The sequence below is a fragment of the Paenibacillus sp. CF095 genome (genome assembly GCF_900101225.1).
GTDB lineage: Bacteria > Bacillota > Bacilli > Paenibacillales > Paenibacillaceae > Paenibacillus.
Genome location: NZ_FMZN01000001.1, coordinates 2,323,125 through 2,340,595, shown reverse-complemented (window position 1 = coordinate 2,340,595; position 17,471 = coordinate 2,323,125). Strand labels below are relative to the sequence as shown.

At 46.3% G+C, this 17,471-nt stretch carries 12 protein-coding genes; 10 read left to right on the top strand and 2 right to left on the bottom strand.

The genetic code is table 11. The features are described 5' to 3' along the window. Window positions 1-24: 24 nt before the first annotated feature. Window positions 25-954, bottom strand: coding sequence for a heme o synthase (gene cyoE, locus BLS69_RS10105; protein WP_036608378.1), 930 nt, complete (start codon window positions 952-954; stop codon window positions 25-27). A 462-nt stretch (window positions 955-1,416) separates the two neighbouring features. Between cyoE and BLS69_RS10100 the strand changes: the two genes are divergently transcribed. Together BLS69_RS10100 and BLS69_RS10095 are read left to right on the top strand one after the other, a co-directional pair. Further along, window positions 1,417-2,337, top strand: coding sequence for an NAD(P)/FAD-dependent oxidoreductase (locus BLS69_RS10100; RefSeq protein ID WP_091034934.1), 921 nt, complete (start codon window positions 1,417-1,419; stop codon window positions 2,335-2,337). 297 nt (window positions 2,338-2,634) lie between these two features. After that, the gene (locus BLS69_RS10095; RefSeq protein WP_091031008.1) at window positions 2,635-5,877 is read left to right on the top strand and encodes a bifunctional cytochrome P450/NADPH--P450 reductase; all 3,243 of its coding nucleotides are present in this window, start codon (window positions 2,635-2,637) and stop codon (window positions 5,875-5,877) included. Window positions 5,878-6,352: 475 nt separating this feature from the next. Here the strand turns inward: BLS69_RS10095 and BLS69_RS10085 are convergent, their stop codons facing one another. Next, window positions 6,353-7,855, bottom strand: a complete 1,503-nt coding sequence (locus BLS69_RS10085) for a carboxypeptidase M32 (protein ID WP_091031006.1) — start codon at window positions 7,853-7,855, stop codon at window positions 6,353-6,355. 257 nt (window positions 7,856-8,112) lie between these two features. Here BLS69_RS10085 and BLS69_RS10080 point away from each other — a divergent pair, with 257 nt between their 5' ends. From BLS69_RS10080 to BLS69_RS10045, 8 genes are all read left to right on the top strand, one after another. After that, window positions 8,113-9,717: an ABC transporter substrate-binding protein gene (locus BLS69_RS10080; RefSeq protein ID WP_249910842.1), complete on the top strand. Its 1,605-nt coding sequence runs from the start codon at window positions 8,113-8,115 to the stop codon at window positions 9,715-9,717. Between the two features lie 92 nt (window positions 9,718-9,809). Then, entirely contained in the window at window positions 9,810-10,760 is a 951-nt protein-coding gene (locus BLS69_RS10075) for an ABC transporter permease (protein ID WP_091031001.1), read from the top strand. A gap of 18 nt (window positions 10,761-10,778) precedes the next feature. Continuing rightward, window positions 10,779-11,705, top strand: a complete 927-nt coding sequence (locus BLS69_RS10070; RefSeq protein WP_256332271.1) for an ABC transporter permease — start codon at window positions 10,779-10,781, stop codon at window positions 11,703-11,705. Next, window positions 11,683-12,699: an ABC transporter ATP-binding protein gene (locus BLS69_RS10065; protein WP_091030999.1), complete on the top strand. Its 1,017-nt coding sequence runs from the start codon at window positions 11,683-11,685 to the stop codon at window positions 12,697-12,699. Before BLS69_RS10070 ends, BLS69_RS10065 begins: the two co-directional genes overlap by 23 nt. Then, window positions 12,677-13,666, top strand: a complete 990-nt coding sequence (locus tag BLS69_RS10060) for an ABC transporter ATP-binding protein (protein WP_091030996.1) — start codon at window positions 12,677-12,679, stop codon at window positions 13,664-13,666. Before BLS69_RS10065 ends, BLS69_RS10060 begins: the two co-directional genes overlap by 23 nt. A 35-nt stretch (window positions 13,667-13,701) precedes the next feature. Then, complete coding sequence (locus BLS69_RS10055; RefSeq protein WP_176872656.1) at window positions 13,702-14,955, top strand: M20 metallopeptidase family protein; 1,254 nt, start codon at window positions 13,702-13,704, stop codon at window positions 14,953-14,955. Beyond that, the gene (locus tag BLS69_RS10050; protein WP_091030991.1) at window positions 14,948-16,654 is read left to right on the top strand and encodes a M28 family peptidase; all 1,707 of its coding nucleotides are present in this window, start codon (window positions 14,948-14,950) and stop codon (window positions 16,652-16,654) included. The genes BLS69_RS10055 and BLS69_RS10050 overlap by 8 nt, the downstream gene beginning before the upstream one ends. 23 nt (window positions 16,655-16,677) lie before the next feature. After that, window positions 16,678-17,442 (top strand): SDR family NAD(P)-dependent oxidoreductase, encoded by a 765-nt coding sequence (locus BLS69_RS10045; protein ID WP_218133564.1) that lies wholly within the window; start codon window positions 16,678-16,680, stop codon window positions 17,440-17,442. The last annotated feature ends 29 nt before the right edge of the window (window positions 17,443-17,471 follow it).

Genomic DNA, 17,471 nt, shown 5'->3' with positions numbered 1-17,471 from the left:
AACGAGTGGAACGATGGAATATTTTTATCTCATCATTTGAGCAATCAGGGAATACGCAATGATCACCAGGAAGATAATAGTGATATGGTTAATGGAGAAGATAAACATCCGTTTGGACCATTTCTCTGTTTCTTTCTTATCAAAGGTAGCCACACTAAGAATGAGCCAGGCCAAGCTGACCAGAAATGCCACAATAGCGACAAATGGGCTCATCGGCCAGAACAAAAAGCTGGAGATCAGTAAAAGTACCAGATACACATTCGTCTGAATGTATGTCCGTCTGATGCCTTTAACGACGGGCAGCATGGGAACACCAGCAGCTTTGTATTCGTCAAAACGACGAATCGCAATCCCGTAGAAGTGAGGCATTTGCCATAAGAGCATTGTAACGACCAATGCCCAGATCTCGAAATGACCCAGTTCCGGTGAAATGGCTGCCCAACCGATGAGCGGAGGCACAGCACCCGAAAGACTTCCCACTTCCGTGTTGTAGATCGTTGTACGTTTGGTCCACATTGTGTAAGGGAACACGTACAGCAACAGACCCAAAATACCAAATACAGCAGCGGATGGGGAAGCGATGTACAACATGATGCCCCCGATGATGGTGATTGCAATACCGAGAATTAGACCCGACTTGGTATCTACGCGTCCCGTAACGGTAGGACGTTTCTTCGTACGTTCCATGATCGCATCAATATCACGATCATACAAGTTGTTAAACACCCCTGCAGCTCCAATAATGAGAGAAGACCCAATAAAGGAAAGGATGATTGGTACAATATTAGCTAAGATTGAAGCATCAAATACATATAAAGCCAAACTTAAACCCGCAAACATGGCGATCAGGTTGGACTTGATGATTCCGATTTTGATCGTATCGAAGAATACTTTCGGAATCGAGCTATACTCCAGGCTGATATTGGTCTGTGAACCATTGTTCAATGTTTTCAAGAACTCACTTCCTATATCTATACTTATATATTATGTCGCTATTATACCATTCAATACACTATGTGATTTAATTAACGTTTTAGTATTTAAAATAATGTCATTTGATTGTGAACAATTTAAAAACAAGGTTTTTTTTAATTGTTAAATAATTATTTCTGTGTTACAGGAGAGAATCGAAAAATCAGGGTATAACAGTGATTTAAAGTTTGTTCTGTCATTGTAGTGTAAGTGTAAATAATCTTTTATTCAACTCACACAGGCTGGATTGAAGAAAGTAGTTAAAGATATATGTTGCAAAATGGTTAGGTTTTGTTTATTGTGGATATAAGATATCTTTAATGGTCTTTTTTTAAAATAGTTCTTGTAATCTCCGAATTATCTTTTTTAAGAGAAAGCGGAGGTTATTTTTAAAACTTTATTAGGGATATTAAATGTCTGGAAAGGGTGAATAATATGAGTAGTATGAATCAACTCTTGGATGTACTTATTATTGGTGGAGGACCAGCGGGGCTTAATGCGGCGCTTGTACTCGGCAGGGCACGTAAGAACGTTGTGGTCATTGATGATGAGACACCGCGTAACTGGGTTACAAGGGAGACTCATGGGTTTGTGACAAGAGATGGGGCAAGTCCACGTGAATTCCGGAAAGCTGCCAAAGAACAGATTGAAGCGTATCCCTCAGTCCAATTTGCATCCGATACGGCAACAGCGATAACAGGTAGCGATGGTGATTTTGTAGTTAAGACTACACAGGGGGCAAGTTATCACACGAAAAAGATTTTGTTTGCGGTAGGTAAGAAAGACCTTCCCTTGGATATTAACGGATTAACAGAGGTCTACGGTAAAAGTGCGTTTGTGTGTCCATATTGTGATGGATGGGAGTTAAGAGACCAATCGCTGGTCATCATCGTTAGTGGAGATAAGGCATTACATATGGCAAAAGTCATATCCGGCTGGACAGAACGTTATACGATCTGTACGAATGGATCAGATTCCTTAACTGATGAGCAGCGTGAAGAGCTGAAGCAGCATCATGTTACTGTATTCGGTGCACCGATTCAATCTATTAACTCTGAAGAAGGGATGGTACAGCAAGTTGTACTAAATGACGGTACAGCGATTCCATGCACAGGAGTTTTCTTCCAACCGAAACTGTTTACCGGATCAGAACTGCCAAAGGCCATCGGTTGTGAAATTACAGAATCGGGAACGGTTATCGTTGATGCTTCAGGAAAAACATCAGTAGCAGGTGTATACAGTGCTGGTGATGCAGCTTCCGAGATGTATCAGGCAATCACGGCTGCATCTCTGGGGGCATTGTCTGCGGTAAGCATTAATAATGAATTGAATTTCGAGAAGTGGGATGAGCCAAGTCATCATTAGAATAAATTAAAACGTCATTGAATCATAACGTCATTGGTTCATACAGTAGGGGATTGCATATGCAATCCTCTATTTGTTGTTATTCAATTTAAACGTTGAACGGTTCAATTGAAAGTAATTCAGCCGGAAGAAAATTTGATATTAAATCAATTTTGGTTTATTGTATTATCAAATGATACAAATTACTATCATTTATAAAATCATCAAAGGAGAGATCACTTATGAATGAAAGCAGAACAGCCATCATATGGCTAACGAATACCTTGCTCCACGGCGCACAGTTAGTAGGTGATCATCATGAGTGATGCAACTTACATTCCACAGCCCAAAATGTATGGACCACTTGGCAATCTGCCTTTGATTGATAAAGATAAACCAACGTTGTCGCTAGGTGTTCTGGCTGAACAGCATGGACCAATATATCGACTTACGGTTCCCGGTTATTCCGGTTTAATCGTATCTGGGCCAGATCTTGTCGCTGAGTTGTGCGATGTGTCCCGTTTTGACAAATATGTATACAATGAACTCGAAAATGTACGTGCCTTTGGAGGCGATGGTTTATTTACAAGCAGAACATCGGAGCCCAACTGGAAAAAGGCCCATAACATTCTGCTTCCCACCTTCAGCAAACAGGCCATGAAAGGTTATCATCCCATGATGGTTGATATTGCCGAACAGCTGATCAACAAATGGGCACGCCTCAATTCCAACGATACGATTGATGTGGCGGATGATATGACACGCCTTACGTTGGATACCATTGGACTATGTGGATTCAATTATCGGTTTAACAGTTTTTACAGACAGGACCACAGTCCTTTTATTGAAAGCATGGTTCGGGCATTAAATGAAGCTATGCAGAAGAGTTCACGTTTGAAAATTCAGAATCTGCTTATGGTGAAAACCAAACGACAGTTCCAGGAGGATATTCAGACGATGTTCTCTCTGGTAGATCAGATTATAGAGGAACGTAAAGCGAGTTCAGCACCAGGAGAGGTCGACTTGCTCGCACGTATGCTGAATGGCAAAGATCCGGAGACAGGAGAAATGCTGGATGATGAGAACATCCGTTATCAGATTATTACATTTCTTATTGCCGGACATGAAACGACGAGTGGTTTGTTATCCTTTGCCCTATATTTTTTATTGAAAAATCCGGAATCACTTCAAAAGGCGTATGACGAGGTAGATCAGATATTGGTCAGTGACTCACCACAGTACGAGGAAATTCTTCAGCTTCCATACATTCGCATGATTCTCAGTGAATCGCTACGTCTCTGGCCAACCGCTCCGGGATTTGACGTATATGCCAAAGAAGACACGGTTATAGGTGGCAAATATCCCTTGAAGAAAGGGGAAAGTTGCAGTATTCTTCTGCCTCAGCTTCACCGTGACAAAGAGGCATGGGGAGAGGATGCGGAACTTTTCCGTCCAGAGCGATTTGAAGATACGACGAAAGTACCTCACCATGCATATAAACCTTTTGGTAATGGGGAGAGAGCGTGTATCGGCATGCAGTTTGCTTTATATGAAGCAACACTTGTGCTTGGTATGGTCCTCAAACATTTTGAGCTGATCGATTACAGCAATTATGAATTGGATGTTAAACAGACGCTGACGTTGAAGCCGGGAGACTTCAGAATCCAGGTGAAAGCGCGCGCCGCTTCGCAAACGATGAATAAGGCTACTTTATATGTAGACGAGAAACCTGCTCCTGTTTTTCATAAAAAAATAGCAAGTGACACCCAGACGGGAGATACCCTGGCCGTTGAAGCAGATACTAACTCATCGCTCCTGGTGTTATATGGTTCCAATCTGGGAACGGCAGAAGGCATTGCCAGAGAGCTTGTGGAGAAAGGTCGTTCGTATGGAATTCCAAGTGAAGAAGCCACTCTGAATGAGTGGGTTGGCCGCATACCCCGCCAGGGAGTAGTTCTCATCGTCACTGCTTCCTATAACGGTAAACCACCGCAAAATGCAGCGGCATTTGTTGACTGGTTGAAGGGAGCGGAGTCAGAGGAAGCGCGGGATGTGAACTATGCCGTTCTGGGCTGTGGAGATCGGAGTTGGTCCGGGACGTATCAGAGCATTCCGCGATTAATCGATGAGAGGCTTGAAGAACTGGGAGGTAAAAGACTGTTATCCCGCGGTGAAGCTGATGCCGGAGGTGATATGGAGAAACAAGTTGAAGCGTGGCAGCATACGTTGTGGCCTCAGATATTGAGTGTCTTGGGGATCAACACGGAAGTAGTGAAGCCAACCCTACCAAGCACAAGCAGACTTCAAATGGAGATTGTCCACGAGAAAACGGATATGCCACTTGCACGAACTTATGATGCCAGCTATGCCACGGTGGTAGTCAATAAAGAGCTTCAGGCGCCGGGAAGTGGAAGAAGCACGCGTCACATCGAAGTATTACTGCCAGAAGGCATGAGTTATAGAGAAGGGGACCATCTCGGTGTGTTGCCTAGCAATCAGAAGCAGAATGTGGATCGGATACTCAGTCGGTTCGGACTACGTGGGGATATTCAGATCCAATTAACTTCGGACGTCAGCCACCTTACACACCTCCCACTGAACCGTCCCGTTAAGGTACATGAGTTGCTCACTCACTGTGTGGAATTGCAGACACCTGTTACCAGAGCGCAGTTGCAGGAGTTAGCTAATCATACGGTATGTCCACCTCATAAGCGTGAACTGGAAGGCATGTTGGACGAAAACAGCTACAGGGATTATATTCTTGCCAATCGAATCACCATGTTGGACCTGTTAGAAAAATATGAGGCGTGTGAGTTGCCTTTCGAAAAGTTCCTTGAACTATTGCCTCCGCTTAAGCCCAGATACTATTCAATATCCAGCTCGCCAAGCCTGAATTCCGAGCAAGCGAGCATAACTGTATCGGTAGTAAAAGAGCCTGCATGGAGTGGCAGGGGCGAATACCTTGGAGTTGCTTCTTCGTATCTCGCCGGTTGCTCATCCGGAGAACGTATACTGACGTTTGCGCGCACACCTGAATCCGAATTTGTTCTCCCGGAAGAGGCTGACGTTCCGATAATCATGGTGGGACCGGGAACGGGGGTTGCACCATTCAGAGGTTTCCTCCAGGCGAGAGCTGCCATGAAACAGAGAGGTTTGCCGCTGAGTGAGGCTCATTTGTTCTTTGGGTGCAGGAATGATTCAGATTTCATATATCGTCAGGAGCTTGAGCAATACGAAAGGGAAGGGATCGTGAAGCTACACACTGCTTTTTCTCGTGCTGATGGCAAGCCAAAAACGTATGTACAGCATCTGATGAAGGGGAATTCCGAACAGTTGATTCACATGCTGATGAACAAAGGAAAACTCTACGTATGCGGGGATGGAAGCCAGATGGCTCCTGCGGTGGAAGAGACTTTGCAGCAGGCGTATCAGGAGGTGCAGGGAGCAACGATGCAGCAAGCAAAAGACTGGCTCATTCAGCTTCAGGCCGAAGGACGCTATGTGCAGGACGTGTGGGCAGGTAATAAACGAACGGTTGAATCCTCCCAACTTATTTATTAAAACTTAAAAATGAAAGAGTAGTTCACATAAATTACATCAAATATTTTCACCATATTATAAATATTACATTTTAATAGAATGATATCCTATATGATTTACCTTCAACTTCAATCAATAGTTTACCCGAAAGTACACAAGTCGTTCCTTACGCACAAAAGTATATAACTTGGCAAACCATTTTACCTAAGTCTCAATTTCCAACGCTTGGTGATATTCCGATGACAGCAAGTTATAATGTAGATCCATATCGGGGACAACTTACACTTCAATCAGTTGATGGTCAGACAGGTTATACATGGACCGTGACCTACGCAGGTTATGTAACCTATTAATTAATAATGGAATAATGCTATTCATCCAAAAACAGCCGCTCGATCTGGAGTTTCACATCCCAAAACGGCGGCTGTTTTGATTGGATTTGTAAAGAGAAGTATGCTGAATAGATAGAACTTATTTGGTTAAATAGGGTCTTAGATCATAGCTCATAGAGTTGCTCGTATTTGTTAGTCAAATATTGGATCAATGGAGCGGAGTCAATTCCCTTCCCAGTGATGGACTGAATTAGCTCATCCGCCGATTTAGATTTACCAAATTGATGAACATGAGTCGTTAGCCATCCGGTAATCGTCTCAATATTGTCCGATTCAATCAAATGATCATAATCGGGAAGATCGCGGCGAATCGCTTCATGTAACTGTGCTGCATACACAAAACCGAGCGTATAGGATGGGAACAAACCAAACCCGGCACTCCAATGTCCATCCTGTAAAACTCCATCCAGATGGGTAGGGGGACGAACCCCCAGATATTCCTCATATTTATCATTCCACGCGTCAGGTAACCCTTCATAATCCACTTCTCCAGCGATAATTGCCTGTTCCAGCTCATACCGAATAATGAGATGCAGGTTGTAGGTAAGCTCATCTGCTTCAAAGCGGTTAAACGTTGGTTTCACTGCATTTAATGCAAAATAAAAGTCATCCAGGTTCACATGGCCGAACGATTCCGGTTTGATTTTTTGCAAGCTGAGATAATTATTTTCCCAGAATCCTTTATGCCTGCCAATGAATTTCTCATAGAAGATCGATTGTGATTCATGAATGCCATACGAAGTGAAGATGCCCAGTCCGGTATGAATCAAGTCGGGATTAATATTCTGCGTATAGAGCGAGTGCCCGCCTTCATGCAATGCACTCCACAGGGAAACACGAACATCATTCTCTACAAACTTGGCTGCAAGCCTTGCATCATATGGATTAATGGCAGAACTGAATGGATGGACAGTGGCACCGAATTGCCCGGCATCAAAATCGTACCGAATGGCATCTAACAGTTCAATTCCAAGCTGTCGTTGCTCTTCTAACGGGAAAGGACGAGTGAATATGGATGTATCCGGTTGCTTGGAGGAAGCCACGACACGGCGGATCAGAGGTAACAGGGCAGATTTCAATTCACTGAAAATGCGGTTTAATGTGACGGTATCCAGATCGGGGTCAAATTGCTGCACGAGTGGATCATATACATGTTTCTCGTACCCCCAATAACCAGCGAACTTCAGGCTTGCATCAAAGATTTGCTTCAAATGCGGGGCGAAAATGGAGAAATGATTGGCGGCTCTCGCTTCGAGCCAAGCGGCATTAGCTAGGCCCTGTTGATGAACAAAAGTCTGATATTCTTCTATGGGAATCGCGCTCCATCGTTTATATGCTTTCAAGTGCTCCGCAACGATTCTACCGGTTAATTCATCAACGTTTTTATTCTGTGTTTCTTCCTCCAGTCTTAAACCAAAATCTGAATCCGTCTGTAAACGAAATAACTCTCCCGCTAAGGTCGCTTTGGCACGTGCAGCGTATGAAGCGCCTTTTTTGGGTGCTCCTGTGCGGGCATCCCAGGCGAGCAGGGTTTGAACCTGCTTATAATGCTCTATTTTTTCGATGTGCTGCTTAAGCGTAGGGTCCAGACGTTCGAGTGTGATCATGAATGATGACTCCTTCCAGATAAAGGATGAAATTTAAGTTGAATATTACCATCGGAATACTTGGATGTATATAATTTTACGCTTTTTTCATAGTTTACAAAAAATGAATTAACACATTAATATTGCTTATTTTACAAAAACACGCCTTTCCCTTAGCCTGAGAATACCAAATTTCACTAATCCGACATGAACACTTGCATATTATTCAGGATCGTGAAAACGGATTAACCATTATGCATGAGAGCGAGAGGGGTTACATGATGAGAAATCGAACCAAACCTGCATTAATCATGATTCTGGCATTCCTGCTTCTGGCAGGTTGCGCATCGGGTGGACAAGATCAGAACACACAAGCCTCTTCAGCAACGGGGGAGAATCCATCCCAACAAACGAGTACTGAAGTCAAGGCGGGCGGAACGTTGAACGTTGGTTATCCAACACAACCGGTCACGCTGGATGCACACGTTTCTTCCAATACAGCGGTCAAGGATATTTCACGTGAGATCTATGAGCAACTGGTGACGTTGGATAAAGACGCACAGGTTATTCCACTCCTGGCTGAATCCTATGAGATCAGTGAAGACAAATTATCATATACATTCCATCTCCGCCAAGGAGTGAAGTTTCACAATGGCAAGCAGCTACAGGCAGAGGACGTAGTGGCTTCTCTGAATCGCTGGATCAAGCTGTCCAGTCACGGGAAGGCGAATTTTGTAGGTGCCGAGGCGAAAGAAACCGATCCATCTACCGTCGTCCTGCAATTAAAGACACCATTTCTATTAACTCTGCAACTCCTTGCCGATCCGATTCCGGCAGCAGCCATTTATCCGAAGGAAGTCGTGGATGAGGCAGATGACAAGGGCATCAAATCCTTCATCGGTACAGGTCCGTTTCAATTGGAGGAGTGGAAGCAGGATCAGTACATTCATTTGAAAAAATATGAGGATTATTCTGCCCGTACGGAGCCAAGTAATGGCGCAGGCGGCAAAAAGGAAGCGCTGGTCGATGACTTGTACTTCCGCTTTGTCACAGACGAGTCGACCAGATTGGCCGGAATTACGTCTGGGGAATATGACATTGCCTTAAATATCTCAGTGGATAATGAACAGCAAATAGCGGGCAATCCGGAGCTGCAGACTTTCCTCAGTCCAGGAGGAATGATTGGCTACTTCTACAACAGCAATGATGGCTTGTTCAAAAACGTCAAGCTTCGTCAGGCTGTTAATGCCATTCAGAATGCGGATGACATTCTGACGTCAGCATTCCGTGATCCACAATTCTATGTGAAGACGTCCTCTCTGGTCCTTCCGGAATATCCGAACTGGTACTCGGAAGCGGGCAAGGAAGCGTACAGCCAGGCTAATGCGGACAAAGCAAAACAATTGCTTCAGGAGGCAGGTTATAACGGTGAAGAGATCAAAATTTTCACAACGAGAGATTATGTGGACCAATATAATGTAGCTGTTGTTTTGCAGCAGGAGTTGGAGTCGATTGGTATCAAGGTCAAACTGGATGTTTATGATTGGCCAACGTTGCAGGAGAAGCTCGGGACAGGTACAGGATGGGATATCTATCCAATGAGTTATGCATTCCGGCCCACGTTCTATCAATACTCGTTCTGGGGAGGCGGAGCGGGGCTGTTAAAAAGCGAGAAGCTAAACGAGCTGCTTCAGGGAATTCGCACGTCAGAATCGGTAGAAGCCGCAAGGCCGCTGATTGACGAATTGCAGCAATTTGTATGGACCGAAGTTCCATTCTCTCAGATCGGACATACGAAGCAGGTTACCGCACTATCGAAAAATATTATTGGATTCCAAAATATTTTGGGTCCTATATTCTGGAATACAACCAATAACAAGTAGCTGAAGCAAAGGGCAACAGGTGAAAAGGCGTAGCATCGCTTTTACAGGAATACGCCTTTCCGTTTGCTAACACGAGAGTGAGGTGCCCTCTTATGGGTGGATATATCGTTCGGCGATTATTATCCTTGATTCCGGTTTTGTTCGTCGTCGCTATTGTCGTGTTCTCCATCATTCATGTCACACCGGGAGATCCGGCTGCCATTCTGCTGGGGGAAGAGGCGACAAAAGCCGACATTGATGAGTTAAGAAGCAAATTGGGGCTGGACAGACCCATCTATGAGCAATTTGGTATTTGGATGCTAGGGTTATTATCAGGGAATCTGGGGGAGTCCATCTTTCTGGACAAACCTGTTACAGAGGCATTTTTTGAACGGCTGGCTCCCACATTATCCCTCGCCATCATTGCACAGGTGATCGGTGTTTTTCTTGCCTTGTTTCTTGGTATTACAGCGGTCAAGCGAAGAGGGACAATCGTGGATCAATCGGTGATGGGATTCTCGATGCTTGGTATTTCAATTCCGAGTTTTCTGCTGGGATCACTATTGGTCATGTTCTTTAGTGTAAAACTACGTTGGTTACCCGTTGCAGGATACCAGCCGCTAAGCGAGGGGCTGTGGCAGCATATCAAATACCTCCTGTTACCAGGCATCGTGCTCGGCATCATTCAGGCAGCGCTCATTACCCGAATGACGAGATCATCCATTCTCGATGTGATGTCCGGCAATTTTATCAAGACCGCGAAAGCCAAGGGAGTCAAAGAAAAAACGATTGTGTATACGCATGCGTTACGTGTTGCGTTCATCCCGATTCTAACGGTGATTGGGGAATCATTCGGTGGGCTGGTTACAGGCGCTGCGGTCATTGAAACGTTATTCAATATTCCGGGCGTCGGGCAACTCATCGTCAATTCGATTAGTCGAAGAGATTATTCTGTTATTCAGGGGTCGGTGCTGCTGGTTACAGTGGCTTATGTGTTCGTGAATCTGATTGTTGACTTGTTGTACGGTTTGGTCGATCCACGGGTTCGATTAAGCAAGAAATAAACGGGAGGTGGAGATCACTTGATAACCAATCCGGGAACTACCATCGCTCCGTCAGGACTTCACAAGAAGGGAAAGAGAAGACGCATCGCATTCAGGCGTTTTATGAATAATCCCTTGTTAACTACAGGGGTGGGAATTTTGTTGGTTGTTGTTCTGCTGGTAATTGTCGGGCCTTTAATTACACCGTACGGCCCGTTACAGATTGATCCGGTGAATCGCCTTAAAGGTCCAAGCGGGCAGCATGTTTTTGGTACGGATAACTTTGGTCGTGATGTATTCACTCGTGCCGTATACGGTTTGCGTATTTCGGTTGCGGTTGGTTTCGCTGTTACGGCATTGGCATCTTTGATCGGTATGATTGTGGGGCTATTATCCGCAAGTTACTCGGTGCTGGACCACATATTTATGCGTATCTGTGATGGCTTGTTTGCTTTTCCATCCATTCTGCTCGCTATTTCCATCATGGCTGCACTCGGTCCGAATCCGGGTAATGTCATTATTGCCTTGAGTATTATCTTCATTCCATCGATGGCTCGAATCATTCGTTCCAAAGCGCTGGTGATTCGTGAGTTGACTTATATCGAAGCGTTGCATGCACAGGGAGCCAGCAGTTGGCGGATTATCTGGATTCATATGGCGCCCAATACAATGTCCCCGCTTATTATTCAATCCAGTTTTATATTTGCCGTATCGATCCTGACGGAAGCGTCGTTAAGTTTCCTTGGCGCGGGTATACCTTCACCGTCCCCAAGTCTTGGGAATATGCTCTTTGACGGGAAAACGGTGATCTATAACGCTTGGTGGATGACAGTCTTTCCTGGCATTTTCCTGGTACTGGTTGTGTTGGGACTTAATCTGTTCGGTGATGGTCTAAGAGATCTGCTCGACCCGCATGCTAATAAGGTGAAAAGGGGGAGACGACGTGGGAAAACAACCGCTTCTTGAGGTGAAGGATCTGAAAGTATCCATCTCAACCGAAAAGGGAACGATTCACCCGGTGGAAGGTGTATCCTTCCACGTCCTTGCTGGTGAGACGCTGGGTATCGTTGGTGAGTCTGGGTGTGGAAAAAGCGTAACCGCCGAATCCATCCTCAGATTGTTTGATGAAGACTACGTAGATTACTCCGGTGAAGTCCTCTACGAGGGAACCGATCTTTTAAGCTTATCGAAAAGACAAATGGAACGCATACGTGGCAATGAACTCTCCATGATCTTTCAAGACCCCATGTCTTCCCTGAATCCAGTACAGACCATCGGTAAACAAATTGCCGAGAGCTTGAAGCTGCATCAGGGCATGAAGGGCAAACAGGCGCGCCTTGCTGCTGTGGACCTGCTGCGAATGACGGGAATCCCTTCACCGGAAAAGAGGGTAGATGAGCATCCGCATGAAATCTCAGGAGGGATGCGACAACGGGTCATGATTGCGATGGCGTTGGCCTGTAATCCCAAACTGCTTATCGCGGATGAACCAACGACAGCACTGGACGTAACGATTCAGGCTCAGATTCTGGAACTGATCGAGAGTCTGCAATCGAAGACGGGGCTGGGTGTCATCCTGATCACACATGATCTGGGTGTCGTCGCAGAGACGTGCACAAGGGTGGCAGTTATGTATCTGGGCCAAGTCGTGGAGGAGGCGAGTGTGGACGATTTATTTTTCAGTCCGCAGCATCCGTACACGTCAGGTTTAATGAAATCCATTCCACGAATAGATGGCGAACAGCATAGTAAACTGCACGTCATAGAGGGAACCGTTCCGGCGCTGCATCAGATTCCTCCGGGCTGCAGGTTTGCTCCAAGATGCGCTTATGCAGATGAACAGTGCCTGCGAGCAGCACCTCCACTGAAACAGGTGGACGAGAAACATTCGGTACGCTGCTGGTATCCCGGAATAGCAACGATTCAGGAGGAGACACATGAACTCGAAATCATTGGTTGAGTCGAAGCCGCTATTGCAGGTGAGCAATCTGAACAAACATTTCCCAGTTCGATCTTCTTTTGGCCGAACCAAGGGACAAGTCAAGGCAGTCAATGGTGTGTCCTTCGACATTCATACCAGGCAAACCTTCGGACTGGTCGGGGAGTCCGGTTGTGGAAAGAGCACACTTGGTCGATCCATTCTAAGACTTGTTGAACCGACGTCAGGGGAAGCATTATATGAGGGTATAGACATTCTCGGATTAAGCAAAAAAGAATTGCGATATTACAGACAACATATGCAGATGGTCTTCCAAGACCCGTATACGTCGCTGGACCCTCGTAAACGTGTGGGATATTCGATTGAAGAACCGCTATTAATCCATAAGAAGGGCAATAAACAGGACAGAATGGAGACAGCTCTGTCATTGCTGCGCAAAGTTGGATTCAGTGAAGAGCATTATGAGCGCTTTCCTCATGAATTTTCCGGTGGTCAACGGCAGCGACTGGGGATAGCCAAAGCGCTGGCCCTTGGGCCAAAGCTGATCATATGTGACGAACCGGTATCGGCGCTGGATGTATCGATCCAATCACAGGTCATCAATCTTTTGGAAGAGGTTCAGGAGGAACTGGGGATTTCCTATTTGTTTATTGCCCATGACCTTAGTGTGGTACGACATATCGCGGATCGCATTGGGGTCATGTATTTGGGCGAAATGGTAGAGCAGGGACCTGCAGAAGCATTGTTCGCCGATCCGCTCCATCCGTATACCAAATCCCTGTTGTCAGCGGTACCCATTCCTAATCCGCGTGTGAAACGGGAGAGAGTGGTATTAAGCGGGGAAATTCCCTCTCCACTGAATCCTCCCTCGGGCTGTGTTTTTCATACCCGTTGTCCTTATGTGATGGAGACATGCCGTCAGGTCGTTCCGCAAAAACGCTTCGTCACACCAGAGCGCGAAGTGCAGTGTCATTTATATAACGAATAATGGTCAACTCAACAAGGAAGAGGGGGAATGAATCGATGAGTTTTCGTGATACAGCCGAAAAGTGGAAGGACGAGGCGATTCGGCTCCGCCGCCATATTCATCAGAATCCTGAACTGGGTCACCAGGAATTTGAAACAGCCAAGCTGGTTGCGCAATTTTTATTGGAGGCTGGCCTCGAAGTACAGACCGGTGTAGGTGGAACAGGGGTGGTTGGACTTCTGAAAGGCGGACGTGACGGCAGAACAATTGGGATTCGCGCCGATATGGATGCCTTGCCTATTGAGGAGAGGACCGGATTGCCGTATGCCAGCACTCGCGAAGGTGTCATGCACGCTTGCGGGCACGATGTGCATACAGCGATATTACTCGGTACAGCAGCGGCCTTAAGTGAGCACAGGGATGAACTTCAGGGAACGGTGAAATTTATTTTCCAGCCTGCAGAGGAAGTACGAGGAGGGGCTACGGATCTGATTAAGGCAGGTGTATTGCAGAGCCCTGAGTTGGATGCGATTATTGCCCTGCATGTATGGCCGGATTTGCCCGCAGGTAAGATTGGATTGCGGAAAGGGGCCATGCTGGCTGCGGCAGATGCTTTTGATATTCGGGTGACGGGAAAAGGAGGGCATGCTGCATATCCGCATCGAACAGTTGATCCGGTTATTATTGCTGCCCAGATCATAACTGCATTACAAACGGTCGTATCCCGCAACCTGTCTCCACTGGATTCTTCCGTCATCTCGATCACGAAGCTGCAAAGCAATAGCAATGCCTATAACGTTATCGCAGGTGAAGTGCAACTCAGAGGTACGATCCGTACGCACAATCCCGAGACGCGTGAAAGCGTGCCAGTATATATGAAGCGTCTCATTGAGACGATTGCGGAAGGTTTTGGCGGACAAGCGGAATTTGATTATTATCGCGGCGGTTCACCCGTTATTAACGATGATCACGTAGTCGACGTGATTGAACAAGCAGCGGAATCTGTGATTGGCAGGGAATCGGTCGTTTATCTGAAAGAACCATCCATGGGCGCCGAAGATTTTGGTGCTTATCTTGAATATGTGCCTGGAGCCATATTCCGGCTCGGAACGGTGGCAGAGGAAGATGCCCGCTCACAGCTTCCCCTTCATAGTGATTCGATTATCTTTAATGAGCAAGCCATTGTCACAGGCATATCGGTTCTTGGCGAAACGGCCATTCATTATTTGAACCAGAGCAGTGATGATGAATCAAGGGTTGCATTGGGCGTTGCAACAGGCAAAGAGGAAAGGGGGAATCCAAATGGCTGAGTTGCAGCAACAAACGGAGTTGAATCTCGTTCTGCATGAGATCAATCGCGATCTGCTGCTTGAATACAATAAAGAGATCGCAAAGGAGATTCGTTTGTCCGGATCTGAAGAAGAACTGCGGGCATTTCGTTATATCCAAGAGCAATTGGAAAGCTTCGGTTTGACCACGGAGCTTACGTTTAACGAGGCCTACATCAGTATCCCGCTCCGAGCAGAACTTTGGGTTGGTGGCAGTTCTTTCAAGGCTATTACACATTCGATGTCAGCCCAGGTGGAACAGTTGAACACAGAATTGAGATTCCTGGATCTGGAACAGGTAGATGAGAACTTCAAGGAAGGACAGCGGATCAACAGCGCGGTGATCGTGCACGGATTAGCCAATTGGACAACCATTCACCGTTTGCAACAGCAGGGTGTCAAGGCAATCATTTTTATCAATAGTGGTGCGTATACGCATGAGATGATCGTTTCTTCCGTTTGGGGCAATCCGACACCGGAGGATGATGGCTATCCTGCCATTCCGGTGCTATCGGTCAATAAGGCTGACGGAGAGCAGATTAAGTCGCTGATATCCGTGTGTGATGGTGATTCCGTAGAGGTTACGCTGCATGCCGAGGTGAGAACTGGTTGGGTCAAGATCCCTACACTGATTGCAGAGATACGAGGCACGGTGGAGCCGGAGTCCTTTATACTTTTCAGCGGACATGTGGATTCCTGGCATTATGGCGCAATGGATAATGGCTCCGCCAATGCGGTCATGGTGGAAGTGGCACGTGTATTATCTCTGCACCGTCATTCTCTGCGGCGTTCTGTTCGTTTCGCTTTTTGGTCCGGGCATTCTCATGGCAGATATGCGGGTTCTGCGTTATATAGTGATCTTCATTGGGAGGATTTGCAAGAGAATGGCGTGCTCCATATCAATATTGACTCTGTGGGCGCCAAGGGTGCCAGTGATCTGGCTGCGGCGAACACAATGGCAGAGACTAAGGGGTTATGTGAGCAGGCAATCCGAACTGTAACGTATGAGCCTTTCCGTGGTTCGCCTTTTGGCAGGTCGGGAGATCAGTCCTTTTGGGGCGCCGGACTTCCGTCGGCTTTCATGGGTTTATCCTATCAGCCTCAAGGCTGGTTTGGCTGGTGGTGGCATACGACGGAGGATACGTTGGACAAAATTGACGGAGATGTTCTGGCACGGGATTGCAAAGTGTATGCAGCAGCAGTCTACCATGCGGCTTCATCTCCGATCATTCCCATTGATCAGAGATCAGCCGTCCAGACTTTATCGGACAGAATCGGCTATTACGCTGACCTTGCCGGGGAGCATATAGACTTTTCACATATAACAAGCAGGGTGCAACATCTTCAGGCTGTTACGGATCGTTTCTATGAACGAGTTGAACGTGGTTTCTTGCCGAATACGTCGGTTAGAGAGGTAAATCGTACGATATTGGCACTCAGCAGATGGCTTGTTCCCATCAATTACGTTCAAGGCAGCCGTTATGATCATGATCTCGCTGGCAGTCATGTGCTGGTACCCGCTCTTGCGGAAGCCGAACAGTTGGCTGCGGCCACAGAGGGCAGTGAAGCCTTCTACAGGTTAAGAACATCACTTGTACGTCAGGTGAATCGTATAGGTTATGAGATTAAACAGGCGATTCTTCTTGTGGCCGAAAGCGAGAGGCATGCCCATTCCAACTGAATTGTATATAAGGAGAGAACATCATGACTGAACGAAGATTTATTGGTAAAAAGGTAGTCATTACTGGGGCTGCAGGTGTATTTGGACGTTGGATTGCTAGAGCCTATGCAGTCGAAGGGGCGAAACTTTATCTGTCCGATATTCGAGAAGACGCCTTAAGGGTTGTAGCGGATGAACTGAAGCAGGAGGGTGTGGAGGTGCACTGGCATGTGACCAACCTTGTTGACGAAGACTCCGTCAATGAATTGGTTCAAGTGGTTGAACACCAATGGAATGCGCCAGATATTGTGATCAATAATGCAGGAATATATCCGTATCGCACACTGATGAACATGACGCTTCAGGACTGGAATGATACGATGGATCTGAATCTGGCGGCGCCGTTTATACTCACACAGCAGTTTGCCAATCAGATGATTGTAAGTGGGGTGGAAGGCTCCTTCATTAATATAAGCTCCGGAGCAGCTTCCACCGCCGGTGTTGGTATGGGGAATTATTCCGTTTCCAAAGTAGGGATTGAGATGCTTACCAAAACCTTCGCACTGGAATTGTCACCATATCGCATTCGGGTTAATGCCGTTGTACCGGGATATGCACCGGGTAGTGAGGTTAGTGTGATGACACAGGCACATACGGAACATATGATTAAAATCACACCGTTAGGTCGGACGTCAGGTCCTGACGATGCTCCTCAAGCCATTTTGTATCTGACCTCGGAAAAGGCTTCATTTATAACGGGCAGCATACTAACGGTAGATGGCGGACGCACGGCAGGCAGACTGAAGTAGCGAATAGGTCCTATACTATAATTGCAGCT